General features: G+C 76.1%; 14 protein-coding genes. 7 read left to right on the top strand and 7 right to left on the bottom strand.

Annotation, left to right across the window (positions count from 1 at the left end):
* Window positions 1-80: 80 nt before the first annotated feature.
* Entirely contained in the window at window positions 81-1,013 is a 933-nt protein-coding gene (locus AB0L34_RS00285; RefSeq protein WP_363700605.1) for an alpha/beta hydrolase, read from the top strand.
* A 25-nt stretch (window positions 1,014-1,038) separates the two neighbouring features.
* Here the strand turns inward: AB0L34_RS00285 and AB0L34_RS00280 are convergent, their stop codons facing one another.
* Both AB0L34_RS00280 and AB0L34_RS00275 read right to left on the bottom strand, forming a co-directional pair.
* Complete coding sequence (locus AB0L34_RS00280) at window positions 1,039-1,404, bottom strand: hypothetical protein (RefSeq protein ID WP_363700603.1); 366 nt, start codon at window positions 1,402-1,404, stop codon at window positions 1,039-1,041.
* Window positions 1,401-4,118 carry an SseB family protein gene (locus AB0L34_RS00275; RefSeq protein WP_363700601.1) on the bottom strand — a complete coding sequence of 906 codons (2,718 nt, stop codon included), beginning with the start codon at window positions 4,116-4,118 and terminating at the stop codon, window positions 1,401-1,403. The genes AB0L34_RS00280 and AB0L34_RS00275 overlap by 4 nt, the downstream gene beginning before the upstream one ends.
* Before the next feature lie 152 nt (window positions 4,119-4,270).
* Here AB0L34_RS00275 and mycP point away from each other — a divergent pair, with 152 nt between their 5' ends.
* Window positions 4,271-5,548 carry a type VII secretion-associated serine protease mycosin gene (gene mycP, locus AB0L34_RS00270; RefSeq protein ID WP_363700599.1) on the top strand — a complete coding sequence of 426 codons (1,278 nt, stop codon included), beginning with the start codon at window positions 4,271-4,273 and terminating at the stop codon, window positions 5,546-5,548.
* A gap of 105 nt (window positions 5,549-5,653) precedes the next feature.
* Here mycP and AB0L34_RS00265 read toward each other — a convergent pair whose 3' ends face one another.
* Both AB0L34_RS00265 and AB0L34_RS00260 read right to left on the bottom strand, forming a co-directional pair.
* Window positions 5,654-5,947: a WXG100 family type VII secretion target gene (locus tag AB0L34_RS00265; RefSeq protein ID WP_350701842.1), complete on the bottom strand. Its 294-nt coding sequence runs from the start codon at window positions 5,945-5,947 to the stop codon at window positions 5,654-5,656.
* 27 nt (window positions 5,948-5,974) lie between these two features.
* The gene (locus tag AB0L34_RS00260; protein ID WP_350701843.1) at window positions 5,975-6,295 is read right to left on the bottom strand and encodes a WXG100 family type VII secretion target; all 321 of its coding nucleotides are present in this window, start codon (window positions 6,293-6,295) and stop codon (window positions 5,975-5,977) included.
* Window positions 6,296-6,558: 263 nt separating this feature from the next.
* Here AB0L34_RS00260 and eccE point away from each other — a divergent pair, with 263 nt between their 5' ends.
* The 4 genes from eccE to rarD all read left to right on the top strand — a co-directional run bounded on the left by eccE (window position 6,559) and on the right by rarD (window position 10,521).
* Window positions 6,559-8,445: a type VII secretion protein EccE gene (eccE, locus tag AB0L34_RS00255; RefSeq protein ID WP_363700597.1), complete on the top strand. Its 1,887-nt coding sequence runs from the start codon at window positions 6,559-6,561 to the stop codon at window positions 8,443-8,445.
* Between the two features lie 169 nt (window positions 8,446-8,614).
* Window positions 8,615-9,001 carry a phage holin family protein gene (locus AB0L34_RS00250; protein ID WP_363700595.1) on the top strand — a complete coding sequence of 129 codons (387 nt, stop codon included), beginning with the start codon at window positions 8,615-8,617 and terminating at the stop codon, window positions 8,999-9,001.
* A gap of 90 nt (window positions 9,002-9,091) precedes the next feature.
* Window positions 9,092-9,592: a GNAT family N-acetyltransferase gene (locus tag AB0L34_RS00245; protein ID WP_357452470.1), complete on the top strand. Its 501-nt coding sequence runs from the start codon at window positions 9,092-9,094 to the stop codon at window positions 9,590-9,592.
* Window positions 9,589-10,521 (top strand): EamA family transporter RarD, encoded by a 933-nt coding sequence (gene rarD, locus AB0L34_RS00240; RefSeq protein ID WP_357452467.1) that lies wholly within the window; start codon window positions 9,589-9,591, stop codon window positions 10,519-10,521. The genes AB0L34_RS00245 and rarD overlap by 4 nt, the downstream gene beginning before the upstream one ends.
* 104 nt (window positions 10,522-10,625) lie before the next feature.
* On the opposite strand, the gene AB0L34_RS00235 is transcribed toward rarD, so the two are convergent.
* A complete protein-coding gene (locus AB0L34_RS00235; RefSeq protein ID WP_363700593.1) occupies window positions 10,626-11,318 on the bottom strand; it encodes a zf-HC2 domain-containing protein in 693 nt (230 codons plus the stop codon).
* A complete protein-coding gene (locus AB0L34_RS00230; RefSeq protein ID WP_350702681.1) occupies window positions 11,315-11,809 on the bottom strand; it encodes a sigma-70 family RNA polymerase sigma factor in 495 nt (164 codons plus the stop codon). Before AB0L34_RS00230 ends, AB0L34_RS00235 begins: the two co-directional genes overlap by 4 nt.
* A gap of 249 nt (window positions 11,810-12,058) precedes the next feature.
* Here AB0L34_RS00230 and AB0L34_RS00225 point away from each other — a divergent pair, with 249 nt between their 5' ends.
* On the top strand, window positions 12,059-14,185 hold the full coding sequence (locus AB0L34_RS00225; protein ID WP_363700591.1) for a PhoX family phosphatase: 2,127 nt from the start codon (window positions 12,059-12,061) through the stop codon (window positions 14,183-14,185).
* Window positions 14,186-14,298: 113 nt separating this feature from the next.
* Here AB0L34_RS00225 and AB0L34_RS00220 read toward each other — a convergent pair whose 3' ends face one another.
* Window positions 14,299-15,081, bottom strand: a complete 783-nt coding sequence (locus AB0L34_RS00220; protein WP_350701854.1) for an IclR family transcriptional regulator C-terminal domain-containing protein — start codon at window positions 15,079-15,081, stop codon at window positions 14,299-14,301.
* Window positions 15,082-15,125: the final 44 nt, after the last annotated feature.

Genomic DNA, 15,125 nt, shown 5'->3' with positions numbered 1-15,125 from the left:
ACGCGATCGTCGGCGATCCCGGCCACCCGGCCGGGGTCGGCGGCGGAGCCGGCCGGCACCGGGGTCCTAGGCTGTCTGCCATGACCGAGCAGCGTGGCGGGCCCGTCGACGAGTCCTGCGTCCTCAGCGAGGGGCCGTGGACGCACCGGTTCGTCGGCGCGAACGGCAGCCGGTTCCACGTCGTCGAGTCGGGCACCGGGCCGATGGTGCTCTTCCTGCACGGCTTCCCCGAGCACTGGTGGGCCTGGCACGAGATGCTGCCGGCGGTCGCCGACGCCGGGTTCCGCGCCGTCGCTGTCGACCTGCGCGGCTACGGCGCCAGCGACAAGCCGCCCCGGGGGTACGACGGCTACACGCTGGCCGCCGACATCGCCGGGCTGATCCGGGCCCTCGGCGAGCGCTCCGCGACCGTGGTGGGCACCGGCATCGGCGGCATGATCGGGTGGACCGTGGCGTCGTTCCACCCGTCGCTCGTCCGCCGGCTGGTGGTGCTCGGCGCCCCGCACCCGCTCCGGCTCCGGGCCGCCATCTTCGCCGACCCGCGCGGGCAGTTCGCCGCCTCCACGCCCACCCTGAAGTTCCAGCTGCCCCGCTACGAACACGTGCTCACCCGGCACGACGCGGCGGCGGTGGAGGAGATGCTGCGCCGCTGGGGCGGGCCGCGCTGGGTCCACGGGCCGGACTTCGAGGCGTACGCCCGGCGGTGCCGGGAGGCGATGCGGATCCCGCAGGCGGCGTTCTGCGCGCTGGAGGGCTACCGCTGGGCTTTCCGCTCGGTGCTCCGCCTGCACGGCTACCGCTTCGTCCGGCTGATGCAGAAGCCGCTGACCACCCCGACGCTCCAACTCCACGGCGCGCTCGACCAGGCGTCCCTGCCGCGCACCGCCCAGGGCTCAGGCCGATACGTGGTGGCGCCCTACGAGTGGCGGCTCCTGGACGGCGTGGGGCACTTCCCGCACGTGGAGGCCCCCGAGGTGGTGCTCGGCGAGATCCTGCGCTGGGCGAAGTCCTGACTCCGACCCGCTGCCCGCGCGGGCCTCAGACCCGCTGCTCGCGCAGGTCGGCGACCTCGGCGGCGGGCGCCCAGCCCTGGTAGACGCCGAAGTCGAAGACCTCCAGCCCCATCGCCCGGGCGACGGGCCAGCGCCCGCCGGTGTACTCCACCCGCAGCCAGCCGTCGTGCTCGCCGAGGACGATGAACGGCTGCCCCTGCCAGGTGCAGGTCGTCCGCACGTACGCCAGGTCGTCGACATCGGTGGCCGGGACCACCCGCACGTACCGGCCGGGGCGTACCTCCTCGAAGCCCTCGCCCGACTCGGGCTGGTAGAGCCGGACGTCGTCGCCGTCCGGGCTCGCCTGGTACTCCCGGCCGCGCCAGCGGGCCACGTAGCCGTCCCGGATCACTGCGCACCGACCTGTCGCCACAGCAGCGCGTCGGTGTCGAGGATGGCGACCACCCGCTCCGTGCCGTCCGCGCCGATCCGCCAGAGCTGCGCGCCGTGCGGCAGCCGGGCGCTGTCCACCTTGAACTCCGCCACCACGTCGCTGCCCTCGCCCGGGGCGAAGCCGTTGCCCCGGAACGGCGGGCGCTCGATGACCCAGCCCTCCATGGCCCGCATGGCGGCCTCGCTCTGCCCGCCGTACGGGATCCGGTAGAGGCTGGGTCGGTGCGCCGGCCAGCGCAGCACGTAGATCTCCTCGGCGTCCCGCGCGAACGGCGAGTCGGGGTGACCGAGGCCGAGCGCGTCGTGCAGCTGCGCCGGGGTGTTCAGGTGGGCCAGCTCGTTGGCCCGGTGCACGAAACCGGAGACCCGGTCGTAGCCCCGCTCCAGGTAGTAGGCGAGCTGGCTGGGGGCGACCGCCTTCTGCATCACGATCGGCCGGGCCGGGTCGGGTGCCGCGTAGCGGGGGCGGCTGACCGGCTCCTCGACGGGGGCCGCCGCCTCGCCCTCGGTCCCGGCGTCGTCGCCGAGCCCCACCTCCGCCGCCCAGTTGGCCAGCGCGAGGATCTGCTCGCCGGGCAGCTTCGCCCCGACCGGGCTGCCCGGGTTGACCGCGAACGACCAGGAGGCGTCCGGCCACCGCCGGATCAGCTGGACGAACTTGACCTCGATGGTCTCGGCCGCCGCGTCGGCGTGCTCCGCGAGCCGCTCCGGCGAGGTGTGCACCACCACGAACGTGTCGCCGTCGAGCTCCTCCGTACGCCAGACGAAGCCGGGCTCGCCGGGCCGGCTGCCCGGCGCGGAGTCGGCGGCCACCGGCAGCAGCACCCGGGCCAGCAGCAGCGTGGACAGGAACGTGTCGGTGCTGCCGCTCCCGGCGGCGTCGAGCAGGTTCTCCTCGACCTCGTTGGCCGGCTGGAAGTCGACCGGCACGGGCTCGACGCGGGCCGCCGCCGGCCCGGGCGCGGTGTCGGGCGGCGCGGGCGCGGCGGCGGCCGGCCGGGACGGGGTGTCGGACAGGCCGGGGGCGCTCTCCACCGGTGCGGCTGCGGTCTCCACCGACCCGGGTGCGTCGACCGCGCCGGGTCCGGTGGCAACGGGGTCGGCGGGGCCGACCGCACCGGCCGCCGTGACGGTCGGGCCGGCCGGTGCCGTGGCGGTCGGGCCGCCCGGTGCCGTGGCGGTCGGGCCGCCCGGTGCCGTGGCGGTCGGGCCGGCGGATGCCGGGCCGGCGGGGGCGGTCGGGGCGGTCGGGGCGGGCCGCCGCACCGGCTCGAACAGCGACACGGGCTCCGCCGGGGCAGCGGCGGGCGGCCCCGCGAGGTCCCGCGACTCGATGACCGTGCCCTCGATGACGATCGGCGTGAACCCGCGCCGGGGCGCGGGCGGCCCGGAGACCGGCTCCGCGGCCGAGGGCGGCTCCTGCTCCGCACCGGGCTCGGGCGTGGGCCGGGGGCGCGGCAGGGCCTGCGTCACGTCGGGGTCCGGCCGGCGGGCGGCGTACGCCGGTGTGGGGTCGGGGGCGGAAACGCGAAGGTCGCGGGTGACGTCCTCGGCGGACGGGTCCGCCCGGCGCGGCGGCAGCACCTGGGTGCTCTCCCCGCCCGGCACCGCGAAGGCCCGGGTCGGCTCACCGTCGGCCGGGGCGATCGGGATCGGGTGGGTCGGGCCCTCCGGCACCGGCTCGGCGAGCGGCCGGCGCCGGGGGAACGGCTGGCCCCCGCGCGCGAGGCGGGACGGCGGTACGGCCCGTTCGCCGGAGCGCAGCGCCTCCTGCCGCTGCGCGGACGCGCGGCCGGACGCCGGCTCGAAGAAGGACCGGTGGTTGGGCCGCTCCGGGGTCTCGCCGGCGGGACGACCGTTCGTCGGCGAGGCCGGCGCCGGGGGCGGGACCGGCCGGCCCTCCGCACGGTCGCCGAGCGGCACGAACCGGGACGGCGCCGGCCGGTCGACAGCCGCCACGGCGTCGCCGGCCGCCGGGTCACCCTGCTGCGGGCCGGGCCGGTTCGACGGGTACGCGGGCGGGACGGCGGCGCGGGGCGGCTCCGGCGGCCCGGGTCGGGCGGGCCCCGGCACCCGGCCGGCCGTCGACGCCGCCGGAGGTTCGGGCCGGGCGGCCGGGGCGCCGTTGGCCGGGGCGGCACCGGCCAGGGCGGCCCGCCCCGTGCTGCCGGTGGTCGGCCGGGTCGCCGGCCCGTCGGCCGGGTCGCGACCGGTGGCCTGGGCCCGCACCCGGGCGACCGTCTCCGCCCGTTCCAGGCGGGCCCGCGCACCGAGGGTGCGGCCGGGCAGCCGGACGTCGCCGCGGGAGAGCTGGGAGACGAACCAGGCCGGCAGGTAGCCCTCGACGGGCAGGCCGGGGTTCACCGCCAGCCACCACTCGTGGTTGGGCCAGCCGGCAGCCAGGTCGGCGTACGAGGTGCGGCGGCCGGAGCCCGCGTTCTCCCCGAGACAGGCCCGCATGGCCGCGGCGGAGGTGAACGCCAGCACGTGGGTACGACCGCCGGTCGTCCAGGTGCCCCAGCCCAGCGGCGCCTTCCCGGCGAGCGCCTCGGCCGAGACCGGCAGCAGCAGCTCGGTCTGGGCCAGAACGCGGAAGTAGAGCTGCTGGTCGTTGGCGCGCAACGCGTCGCGCATCGCCGCTTCGGCGTCGGTGGCCGGCTCCCAGTCGGTCACGGCCACCCCTCCTCCCGCGAACAGGCCATAGGCATCGCGTACAACCTACAAGGTAGAAACAAGATCACAATGGCTGGCCGGCGGTGGTCCGCGCCGTCGCGCCGGAGGCGCTAACATCCCGTCCCGGAGTCGACACGATACGGAGGCGGTCGATGTCCCGGTCCCCCGCGCGCCCGCTCCTGGCAGCCCTGACGACGGCACTGCTGACCGCCGTCCCGGCCGCCCCGGCCGCCGCCGCCCGGCCGGACCGGGCCGCCCCGGAACCGGTCGCCGTCGGCCGTTCCGGGCCCGCCGCGCTCACCGCGTGGGCGGCCCCCGGCTGCCCGTCCCCGCTCGCCCCGGTCCGGCCGGTGTCCGCGTCGCCCTGGCCCCACCAGCGGTACGCCCCGGAGCGGCTCGCGCCGTTGGCCACCGGGGCCGGGGTGACGGTGGCGGTCGTCGACTCCGGGGTGGACCGCCGCCACCCGCAGCTGGCCGGGCGGGTCCTCGACGGCACCGACCTGCTCGACCCGGGCGGCGACGGCAGCCGGGACTGCGCCGGTCACGGCACCGGCGTGGCGAGCATCATCGCCGCCCGCCCCCGCGACGGGGTGGCGTTCCACGGGCTCGCCCCGGACGCCCGGATCCTGCCGGTACGGGTCAGCGAGCAGCAGGTCGTCGAGGGGCGGGAGTCGGGGCGTACGGTCAGCGCCGAGGACTTCGCCCGGGCCATCCGCTGGGCGGTCGACCACGACGCCGACGTGCTCAACCTCTCCGTCGTGCTCTACGCGGACAACCCCGCGGTGCGGGCTGCGGTCGGCTACGCGGTCGAGCGGGACGTGGTCGTGGTGGCCGCCGCCGGAAACCTGCACGACAGCGGCGACCCCCGGCCCTACCCGGCCGCGTACGACGGGGTGCTCGGGGTGGGCGCGATCGGGGCGGACGGGGCCCGCTCCCCGTTCTCCCAGACCGGCGCGTACGTCGACCTGGTCGCCCCGGGCAGCGACGTGCTGATGGCCGCCCCCGGCCAGGGGCACCACCGGGCCGAGGGGACCAGCTACGCGGCGCCCTTCGTGGCGGCCACGGCCGCGTTGCTGCGGCAGTACCGGCCGGAGCTGAGCGCGGCGCAGGTGGCGCAGCGGATCATGGCGAGCGCCGATCCGGCGCCCGGAGGCGGCGGGGGCGGGTACGGCGCGGGGGTGCTGAACCCGTACCGGGCGGTCACCGAGACCGGCGGCGGGGCGCCGGAGCGGCCGCGCCCGGCCACGGCGCTCGCCGACGACCGGGACGATCCGGCGCTGGTGGCGCAGCAGGCCCGCCGGGCGACGGCCCGGGACCGGGCGCTGCTGGTGGCCGGGGTCAGCGGAGCGGCGGTCGCGGTGGCGGCGCTGCTCGCGCTGGTCGTGCCGCGCGGGGCCCGCCGCCGCTGGCAGCCCGCCGGTCCGGCCTGACGGCGTGCTGCCGAGGAGTCCGGCTCTCCGCCCGGTCGCCCAGTCACGAGCGGAAACGACGGTGGCGCCGACCGGGTCAGGGTCGGCGCCACCGCCGGGCGTGGCTCACTGGAACAGGCCGACGTTCTTCTTCTCCGTGTCGAGATAGTCGGCCGCGGAGTCGTCGACCGCGAGCTTGATGTCACGCAGCATGGCCTGCAGGTCCTGCGATGCGGAGCGCCAGCGGCCCTGCCGCTGCTCGTACGCCTGTCGGGCCTCGCCGGACCAGCTCGCCACGAGCGGGGCGGCGTCGCGTTCGAGCTGCCCGAGCTGCGAGTCGAGCGTGTTCAGCGCCCGTTGGATGTCCGCGCTGGCCTGCTGCAACGCGGCGAAGTTGACGACCAGCACACCGTGGTCCATCGGATGTCTCCTCCCCCGAAGACCGGGTCAGAGCGGCAGCTGGATGCCGCCGCGGTTGGTGGTGGACACGCGGCTGGCGGCCTCGCTGTCCGAGACGTCGTACTGCTGACCGGCCGTGCGGATGGCGCCGGCGGTCTCCCGCAGCGCCCGCTGCAGCGTCGCCTGGTCCTGTGCCCACTGCTGCTTGACCTGCTCGAACGAGCGCCCGCCGGCGCCGCGCCAGGCCTGCTGCAACACCTCCAGCTGGGCCATCAGGCTGCTCAGCATGGATTGCAGGGACTGGTCCACCTGCTCGAACTTCGCGGCGGTCTGCTGCATCACCGCTGCTTCTGCCTGGGTCTGGGACACCCGGGACGTCACCTCGTCTCATCGGTCGTGGCTGGCCGTCGGCGCGCCCGCTCACTCGGGCGCCCCGCTCGCGCCGCCCGGGCGTCGAGCGCGGCGGGCGCGGGGTCAGCGGAACTCGTCGCTGACGGTAGCCGTCACGTCGCGGTTCTGCTACCCCGTCGCCATCCCCTGTGGACAACCGCGCTCCCGCTCCCCGGAGCAGGCCCTTACGATGGGCGGCGTCGATGTCGCGGCGGGTGACCGGTCGAGGAGGCACGGTGACGGTGACCACCAGCACGGGCCCGGTCCGGCCGGCCGCGCAGCCGGCCGCCGCCGTCCCCGCCCCGGCCCCACCCGCACCGGCCGGTCCCGCACCGGGGGCGTCGGGGCCCCGCGCCGTCCTGCCGCCACAGTGGATTCCGGCCGCCCGGCGGCGGGCCGTCGGCGTCCGGGCCGGTCAGGTCGTCGCCGCGCAGGTCGCGGTGGCCGCCCTGGTCGCGGCCGCCGGCCGGGGCGTGCTCGCGGCGCTGGCCGCCGTGGCGCTGGCCGCGACGCTGCTGCCCCTGGCGTGGGTGCGGCTGCGAGGGCGCTGGCTTTTCGAGTGGCTCGCCACCGGCCTGGGCTATGCGACCCGCCGCCGCGCCCTGCCGCCGGCCGCGGGCCCGGCGGCCCTGCTGGACCTGGTCGACCCGGGTGCGGTGGTCCGCCCCGCCGAGCTGGCCGGCACGCCGGCCGCCGTGCTCGACGACGCCGCCGGCATGGTGGCCCTGGTGGAGGTCGGCGACCCGGCCGACCTGCTCGGCGACGGTCCCCGCGCGCTGCCGTTCCCGGCGTCCCTGCTGTCGGCCGCCGCGCCGGACGGGCCGCCGGTCCGGCTCCAGCTCCTGCTGACGGGCGCGCCGGCACCGACGGTCGGGGCGGGCGGCGGCACGGTCGCCACGTCCTACCGGCAGCTCACCGACGGGCGGCTCGCCGGCCTGGAACAGGCCGTCCTCGCCGTGCGGGTGCTCCGCGCCGAGGGCTGGACCGGCGAGGAGCTGCGGCGGGCGCTCTCCGGCACCGTACGCCGGATCGTGCGCCGGCTCGGGGCGGTCACCGCCCGCCCGCTCGGCGAGCACGCGACGCTGCGCGTGCTGGCGGAGTCGGCCCGCCACGACGACCATCCGGCGCGGGAGTCCTGGCAGACGGTGCGGGCGGGTGACCTGCTCCAGACCACGTTCCGGCTGCGCCGCTGGCCCGACGCGCGCACCGAGGCCGGCCGGCGGCTGGTGCCCCGGCTGCTCGCGCTGCCCGCGACGGCGACCACGGTGTCGCTCTGCGCCGGGCCGTGGGCCGGCGCCGACCCCGCGTCGGCGCCGACCGAGGTGGCCGTACGGCTGGCCGCCGCCACCCCGGCGGAGCTCTCGGTCGCCGCCCAGGCGCTGCGCCGGCTGGTGACCGAGGCGGGCGGCGAGGTGCACCGGCTCGACGGAGCGCAGCTCGGAGGGCTGGCCGCCACGCTGCCGCTCGCGGCGGCGGGGGCGCCGGGGCCGGGGCCGGCGCCCGACGCGTTGGAGCTGACCGTCGGCGAGGCGGGGCTGATGGTCGGCGCGAACCGGCACGGCGGCGCGGTGACCGTCCGGCTGTTCCGGCCGGAGAGCACCCGGGTGATGCTCGTCGGCGGGGTACGCGCGGCGCAGCTCGTCGCGCTGCGGGCCATGGCGCTCGGCGCCCGGGTGGTGGTGCAGACGACGCGCCCCCGCAGCTGGGAGCCGTTCGTGCGGGGCGTCGGCACGCCGGGCGCGATGATCCCGCTGGTTCCGCCGGGCCGGCCGGTGGGCGGCGGACCGGGCTCGCCGCTGTGCCCGCTGCTGGTGGTCGTCGACGCCGGCCCGACGCCGGCCGACCCGGAACCGGGCCCCGCGTGGCGGGCCACGCTGCTGGTCCGCGACGAGCTGACCCCGGCCGACGCCGACGCGCTGGGCCGGGCCGACCTGGCCGTGCTGCAACCGCTCGACCCGGCCGAGGCGGTGGTGGCCGGCGCCGCGTTGGGCCTCGGCGGGTCGGCGGAGTGGCTGACCCGGATCCGGGACGACATGGTCGCGGTGGTCAACCGGCGCGCGCTGCGCTGGGCGCTGCTCTCGCCCACCCCGATCGAGTCACAGCTCATCGGCCGCCCCTCCCGCCGCTGACCGGCGCACCACCCGCCACCGACCGGCGCCACCCGCCACTGACCGGCGCGCCACTCGCCACTGACCGGCGCGCCACTCGCCCGGCGGCCGGCCGCGGATCCGGCTTCCCGCGGCGGTCCGTCGATCTCGCGGGTTCCGCGCGTGGCGCGTCCGTGGCACGATCCCCGCCATGGGATTCCTCAAGGGGCTGCTGATCCGGCTGGCCAGCACGGCACTGGCCTTCTGGCTGGCCACGCTGCTCATCCCGGGCATCACGCTGGAATCGGAGTCCGCCACCGACGCGGTCACCACGCTCGTCCTCGTCGCGGCGATCTTCGGCGTGGTCAACGCGGTGCTCCAGCCGGTCATCAAGACCGTCGGCTGCGGCTTCTACCTGCTGACCCTCGGGCTGATCGCGCTGGTGGTCAACGGGCTGTTGTTCCTGCTCACGAGCTGGATCGCCGACCAGGCCGGGCTGCCCTTCCATGTCGACAGCTTCTGGCCGGAGGCCGTGCTCGGCGCGCTCCTCGTCGGGATCGTCACCTGGATCCTCGGCGCCGTCCTCGACCGGGACTGAGCCGCACCGCCGCGGGGCGGCCGACCAGATGCCGGGAACTGGCTGCTCAGCGGCCCGAGTCGCCGGGCTAGTGTCACCAGGGTGACCACCATGACCACCCTGACCCGCCACGACGGCTACCAGCTCAGCACCGACCCGGACCGGATCGACCTGGACCGCGTGCACCACTGGCTCTCCACCGACGCGTACTGGGCGATCGGGCGGGACCGGGAGACGGTGGCGCGCGCGCTCGCCGGGTCGGTGGCGTTCGGCGTCTACCGCCCCGGCGACGGGCGGCAGGTCGCCGTCGCCCGGGCGGTCACCGACGGGGCCACCTTCGCCTGGCTCTGCGACGTCTACGTCGACCCGGGCGAGCGCGGCCGGGGGCTGGGCACCTGGTTGGCCGGCGCGGTCCGCGACCACCTCGCCGGCCTGGGCGTACGCCGGATCCTGCTGGCCACCTTCGACGCCCACGAGGTGTACGCGAAGGTGGGCTTCGCCCCGGTGGCCGAGCCGCACCACTGGATGCAACTCGACCAGCGGGACCAGCCGATGAGACCGGTCACCGGCAAGGAACCGGGCGGCCAGTCGCCCCTTACGCTGGAGGCGTGACGCCACTTCGCCTCGGCTACCTCTACGGTTTCGGCGCGTACCTGCTCTGGGGCTTCTTCCCGCTCTACATGAAGGTGCTGCGCCCGGCCGGGCCGATGGAGATCCTGGCCCACCGGATCGTCTGGTCGGTGGCGTTCGTCGCCCTGCTGCTGGCCGCGATGCGCAACGTCGGCTTCCTGCGGGCGTTGCTGCGCCGACCCCGCGCGCTGGCCGGCGTCGCCGCGGCCGCCGCGCTGATCGCGGTCAACTGGGGCACCTACATCTACGGCGTCAACTCGGACCGGGTGGTGGAGACCGCCCTCGGCTACTTCATCAACCCGCTGGTGGTGGTGCTGCTGGGCGTCACCGTGCTGCGCGAGCGGCTGCGGTCCGCGCAGTGGTTGGCGCTCGGCATCGGCGGGCTGGCCGTGGCGGTGCTGACCGTCGACTACGGCCGGCCGCCCTACCTGGCGCTGGTCCTGGCGCTCAGCTTCGCCGGCTACGGACTGGTCAAGAAGCGACTCGGGCTGCCCGCCGCGGAAGGGCTCTTCGTCGAGTCGGCGGTGCTGGCGCTGCCCGCGCTGGCGTACCTGGGCTGGCTCACCGCCGGCGGCGACGCCACCTTCGGGCACGTCTCGGTCGGGCACACCGCGCTGCTGGTGGCGGCCGGCGCGGCGACCGCGATCCCGCTGCTGCTCTTCGCCGGGGCGGCGAACCGGCTCCCGCTCACCGGCCTCGGCATGCTCCAGTACCTCGCCCCGATCCTCCAGCTCGGCTGCGGCGTGCTGATCTTCCACGAGCCGATGCCGCCGGCCCGGCTGGCCGGCTTCGCCCTGGTCTGGGCCGCGCTGATCGTCTTCACCATCGACGCCCTCCACCAGTCCCGCCGCACCCGCGCCGCCACCGTCGCCGCCCGCCACGCCGCCCCCACCCCCGCCACGACCCGCTGACCCCACCCCGCCCTCACCCCTCGCGATCTTGCACTGCTCGCCCTGACAAAGGGGATGTGCGAGATCGACGGCGCGGGGACGGGAGGGCCGGGGCGAGGGGCGGGTCAGCGGACGTCGTAGGCGAGGACGGGGGTGCCGTCGGCGCGGAGCAGCTCCAGACGGACCAGTTCGGCGTCGGTGAAGCGGGTCGCGCCGGTGATCCGCAGGTCGTCGCCGGGGGCGGCGAGCCACGAGCCGACCTGCTCCGTCGCGCCGTCCGGGCCGTGCGCCACCAGCCGGAAGGTGTACGCCTTGGCGTAGCCCGTCCTGGCGACGTACCCGCAGCGCATCCGCACCTCGGTGCCCCAGCCGGTGCTGGTCAGGGCGATCTCGGCGGACACCGGCACGGCGCCGGCCACCGGCTGCATGGTGACCATCCGCACGTCGCCGGTCGGCGGGGTGGCCGCCTCGCGGGGCAGCACCACGGCGGTGCCGACGCCGACGACCAGGGCCAGCGCGGCGGCGGCGAGGGCGGTGAGGGCGTACCGGCGGCGGGCGGCCGTCCGCTCGCGGCGCCGGCGGTCGCCCGCGGCGGTGAGCAGCTCGGACACCCGGGGGTTCTCCGGCGACGGCAGGAACTGCTCCAGCCCGGCCGGATCGAGCCGGCCCAGCAGGCCGGGCAGAACGGCGATCTCGGCGACCGCCTCGCGGCACGCGACACAGCCGGCGAGGTGCCGCTCGTAGGCCGCCCGTTCGGCGGGGGCCAGCGCACCCAGCACGTACGCGCCGTCGTCGTGCGCGAAGTCGCACCGGGTCATGCGGTCACCCCCATCTCGGCCAGGACCAACCGTAGTGAGCGCAGGGCGTAGTGCGTCCGGGACTTCACGGTGCCCGGCGGCACGCCCAGCCGGGAGGCCGCCTCGGCCACCGACCGCCCCTGGTAGAAGCACTCCACCAGCACCTCCCGGTGGGTGGGGCTGAGCCGGTTCAGCGCCTCGGCGACGGTCCACGCCTCCACCGCGCGTTCCGCCTCGTCCACCGTCTCCGGGGGCTCGGGCAGCTCGTCGGTGAAGACCTCGCCGACCCGGGTGGAGCGGCGCCGCCAGGCGTCGATGGCCAGGTTGCGGGCGGTGGTGAAGAGCCAGGCCCGGACCGAGCCGCGCTCCGGGTCGAGCGACTCCGGGTGCCGCCAGGCCCGCAGCAGCGTCTCCTGCACCAGGTCCTCTGCCCGCTGCCGGTCGCCGTTGACGAGGCGCAGGGCGTGCGCGTAGAGCGCCTCCGCGTGCTCGTCGTGCAGCGCGCGGAGCAGTTGGGCGTCGTGGTCGCTGATGGCGGTCTCCTCGCTCTCGGCGCGAGTCCGACAGTGGCGTTCGCACGGGAATACGTGCCGTCACCCGGATCGGTTCAGCCGCAGGTCATCGTGGCAGTCCCGGCGGAGGTGTTCATGCCCGGTTCACGCCGCCGCCGACGCCCGCTCACCGGGTCCTCCTACCGTCCGGCGGGTACGCACGCCAGCGGCTGTCCGGCGTGCACCGACCCCCTCCAGGAGGCTCCTTCCATGAGCGACCGTCCCCGGCTGCTCCCGTTGCTGGGCGCCACCCGCCACGGCAGCCGCGACGCCATGACCTGTCTGTACCGGTGCGGCAACGCCTGCGACCACCCGGTACCGAACACCTCCGACAACGCGTACTTCGGCGACGTGGTGGGCGCGGAGGTCTCCCGGCGCGGCGTGGTCCGGGCCGGCGCGGTGGGCGCGCTGGTCCTCGGCTTCGGCGGCGCGGCGGCCGGCGCGCTGGCCGGCGCCGCCCCCGCCGCGGCCGCCCCCGCCGCCCCCGTGGTGCCCGAGGGCGCCGGCTTCGGCCGCCCCGCCGGCGGCGTCGGCAGCGGCGCGCTGACCTTCAAGCCGGTCCCGCCGAACACCCTGGACACCTTCGTCGTCCCCAACGGGTACGACCACGCGGTCGTCATCCGCTGGGGCGACCCGGTCGTCCCGGGCGCGCCCGAGTTCGACCTGCACGGCCAGACCGCCGCCGCGCAGGCCAAGCAGTTCGGCTACAACAACGACTTCGTCGGGGTGCTGCCGCTGGACGGGCGCGGGCAGCGGGCGCTGCTCGTGGTCAACCACGAGTACACCAACGAGGACCTGATGTTCCCCGGCTTCACCGGCCAGGACGCGCTGACCGTGGAGCAGCTCCGGGTCGCGATGGCCGCGCACGGCATGTCCGTGGTGGAACTGGAGCGGGTCGAGGGCACCGGGCAGTGGCGGCCGGTCACCAAGGGCCGCCGGCCCTACAACCGGCGGATCACGGCGCTGGCCACGAAGTTCGAGCTGACCGGGCCGGCCGCCGGCTCGGCCGCCCTGAGGACCGCCGCCGACCCGAAGGGCCGCACGGTCGTCGGCACCCTCAACAACTGCGCCGGCGGGGTGACGCCGTGGGGCACGGTGCTCTCCGGCGAGGAGAACTTCAACCAGTACTTCGTCGGCGGCGACGGCGCGCCGGAGGCGGACAGGCCGAAGCTGGCCCGCTACGGCATCACCACCACCGCCCGCTACCCGAGCGGCAGCCGCAAGTGGGAGCGCGCCGACGAGCGGTTCGACCTGGCCAAGCACCCGAACGAGGCCAACCGGCACGGCTGGATCGTGGAGATCGACCCGTTCGACCCGGAGAGCCGCCCGCGCAAGCACACCGCGCTGGGCCGGTTCAAGCACGAGGGCGCGAACGTCATCGTCGCCGCCAGCGGGCACGTGGTCGCGTACATGGGCGACGACGAGCGGTTCGACTACCTCTACAAGTTCGTCTCCGACAAGAAGTTCATGAAGGGCAACTCCTGGGTCGCCCGCAGGCACAACCTGACCCTGCTGGAGTCGGGCACCCTCTACGTCGCCCAGCTGGAGCAGACCAGCGCCGGCGAGATCGACGGTTCCGGCAAGCTCCCCGCCGACGGCGCGTTCAACGGCCGGGGCCGCTGGATCAAGCTGGTCAGCGGCAACCGCTCGTACGTCGACGGGATGACCGCCGCCGACGTGCTGACCTTCACCCGGCTCGCCGGCGACAAGGTCGGGGCGACCAAGATGGACCGCCCGGAGGACGTCGAGCCGAGCCTGCTCACCGGCAAGGTGTACGTGGCGCTGACCAACAACACCGACCGGGGCAAGGCCGGCAAGCCGGCCGCCGACGAGGCCAACCCGCGCAGCCTGAACAAGCACGGTCAGGTGCTGGAGCTGGTCGAGGACCGTGGCGACAACACCGCCGAGACGTTCGCCTGGTCGCTGCCGATCGTCTGCGGCGACCCGACCGACCCGTCGACGTACTTCGCCGGGTACGACAAGGGGGCGGTCTCCCCGATCTCCTGCCCGGACAACGTGGCGTTCGACGCCACCGGGAACCTCTGGATCTCCACCGACGGCAACGCGCTGGGCAGCAACGACGGCCTCTTCGCGACCGCCGTCGAGGGACCGGAGCGGGGCCACCTGAAGCAGTTCCTGACCGTGCCGGTGGGCGCGGAGGCCTGCGGCCCGTTCATCACCGGGGACAACCGCTCGGTCTTCGTGGCCGTGCAGCACCCGGGTGAGATCAGCGGCGCGTCGGTCGAGAAGCCGGCCTCGAACTGGCCGGACGGCGACTACGCCAAGCCCGGCGTGGTGGTGACCTGGCGTCTCGACGGCGGGCCGGTCGGCAGCTGACTCCTCCTCGGGCGGTCCGGCGCTGGACCGCCACCGAGGGCCCTCTCCCAGCCGGGGTGAGGGCCCTCGGCCGTTTCCGGGCACGGCCGCTGCGGCGGTGCCCGTCGGCCGGGTCAGCTCTCCGACGCCAGGCCGTCGGCGATGGCCCGGGCGGCGGTGAGCAGCTTCGCCCGGACCACCCGGGCGGAGGTCATCATCTCGCTGGCCGGCAGCGCGCAGGCCAGCACCACCCGGCGCTCCATGTCCTTGTCGGGGCTGACCAGCACCGCGGCGCACGCCACCCCCTGCCGGAACTGCCCCAGCTCCAGCTGCATGCCGCGCCGGTCGCCGGCGGCCAGGTCGGCCTCGAACGCCTCGGTGCTGGTCAGGGTGGCGGAGGTGAAGGGGCGCATGCCGTACTCGCGCAGGTAGCGGAAGCGCTGCTCGGCGGTCAGCGTGGCGAGCAGGGCCTTGCCCAGGGCGGTCGCGTGCGCCCCCTCGTCGAACCCGGGCACCAGGTCCTCCAGGTAGGGCGAGCGGGGGCCCTCGGCGACGGCCGTGACGGCCACCTGACCGCCCACGAACCGGCCCAGGTAGTGGCTGTAGCCCGTGTCCACGGCGGCCCGGCGCAGGCTCTCCCCGACCGCCGGCGGCCCCCGGAACGCCGTCACCAGCTCGCGGTAACGGTCGGCCACCTCCAGGCCCACGATGTACGTGCCGTCCTCGCGCCGGATCACGTAGCCCTCGTAGGCCAGGGTGCGGACCAGGTGGTAGGTCGTCGCCACGGTCAGCTCACACCGCCGGGCGATCTGCTTGACGGTCAGCCCCTTCGGGGCGCGACCGACCGACTCGAGCACTCGTAGCGCGCGGGACACGCTCCGGATGAGATCCGAAGGTTCCGCCAAGGGGTCGCGCACAACCACCTCCGCCGCCGGGGACTTACACCATATGAAATACAGGC

The organism is Micromonospora sp. NPDC052213 (assembly GCF_040679695.1).
Lineage (GTDB): Bacteria > Actinomycetota > Actinomycetes > Mycobacteriales > Micromonosporaceae > Micromonospora.
This window is presented reverse-complemented; position numbering and strand designations above follow the sequence as displayed.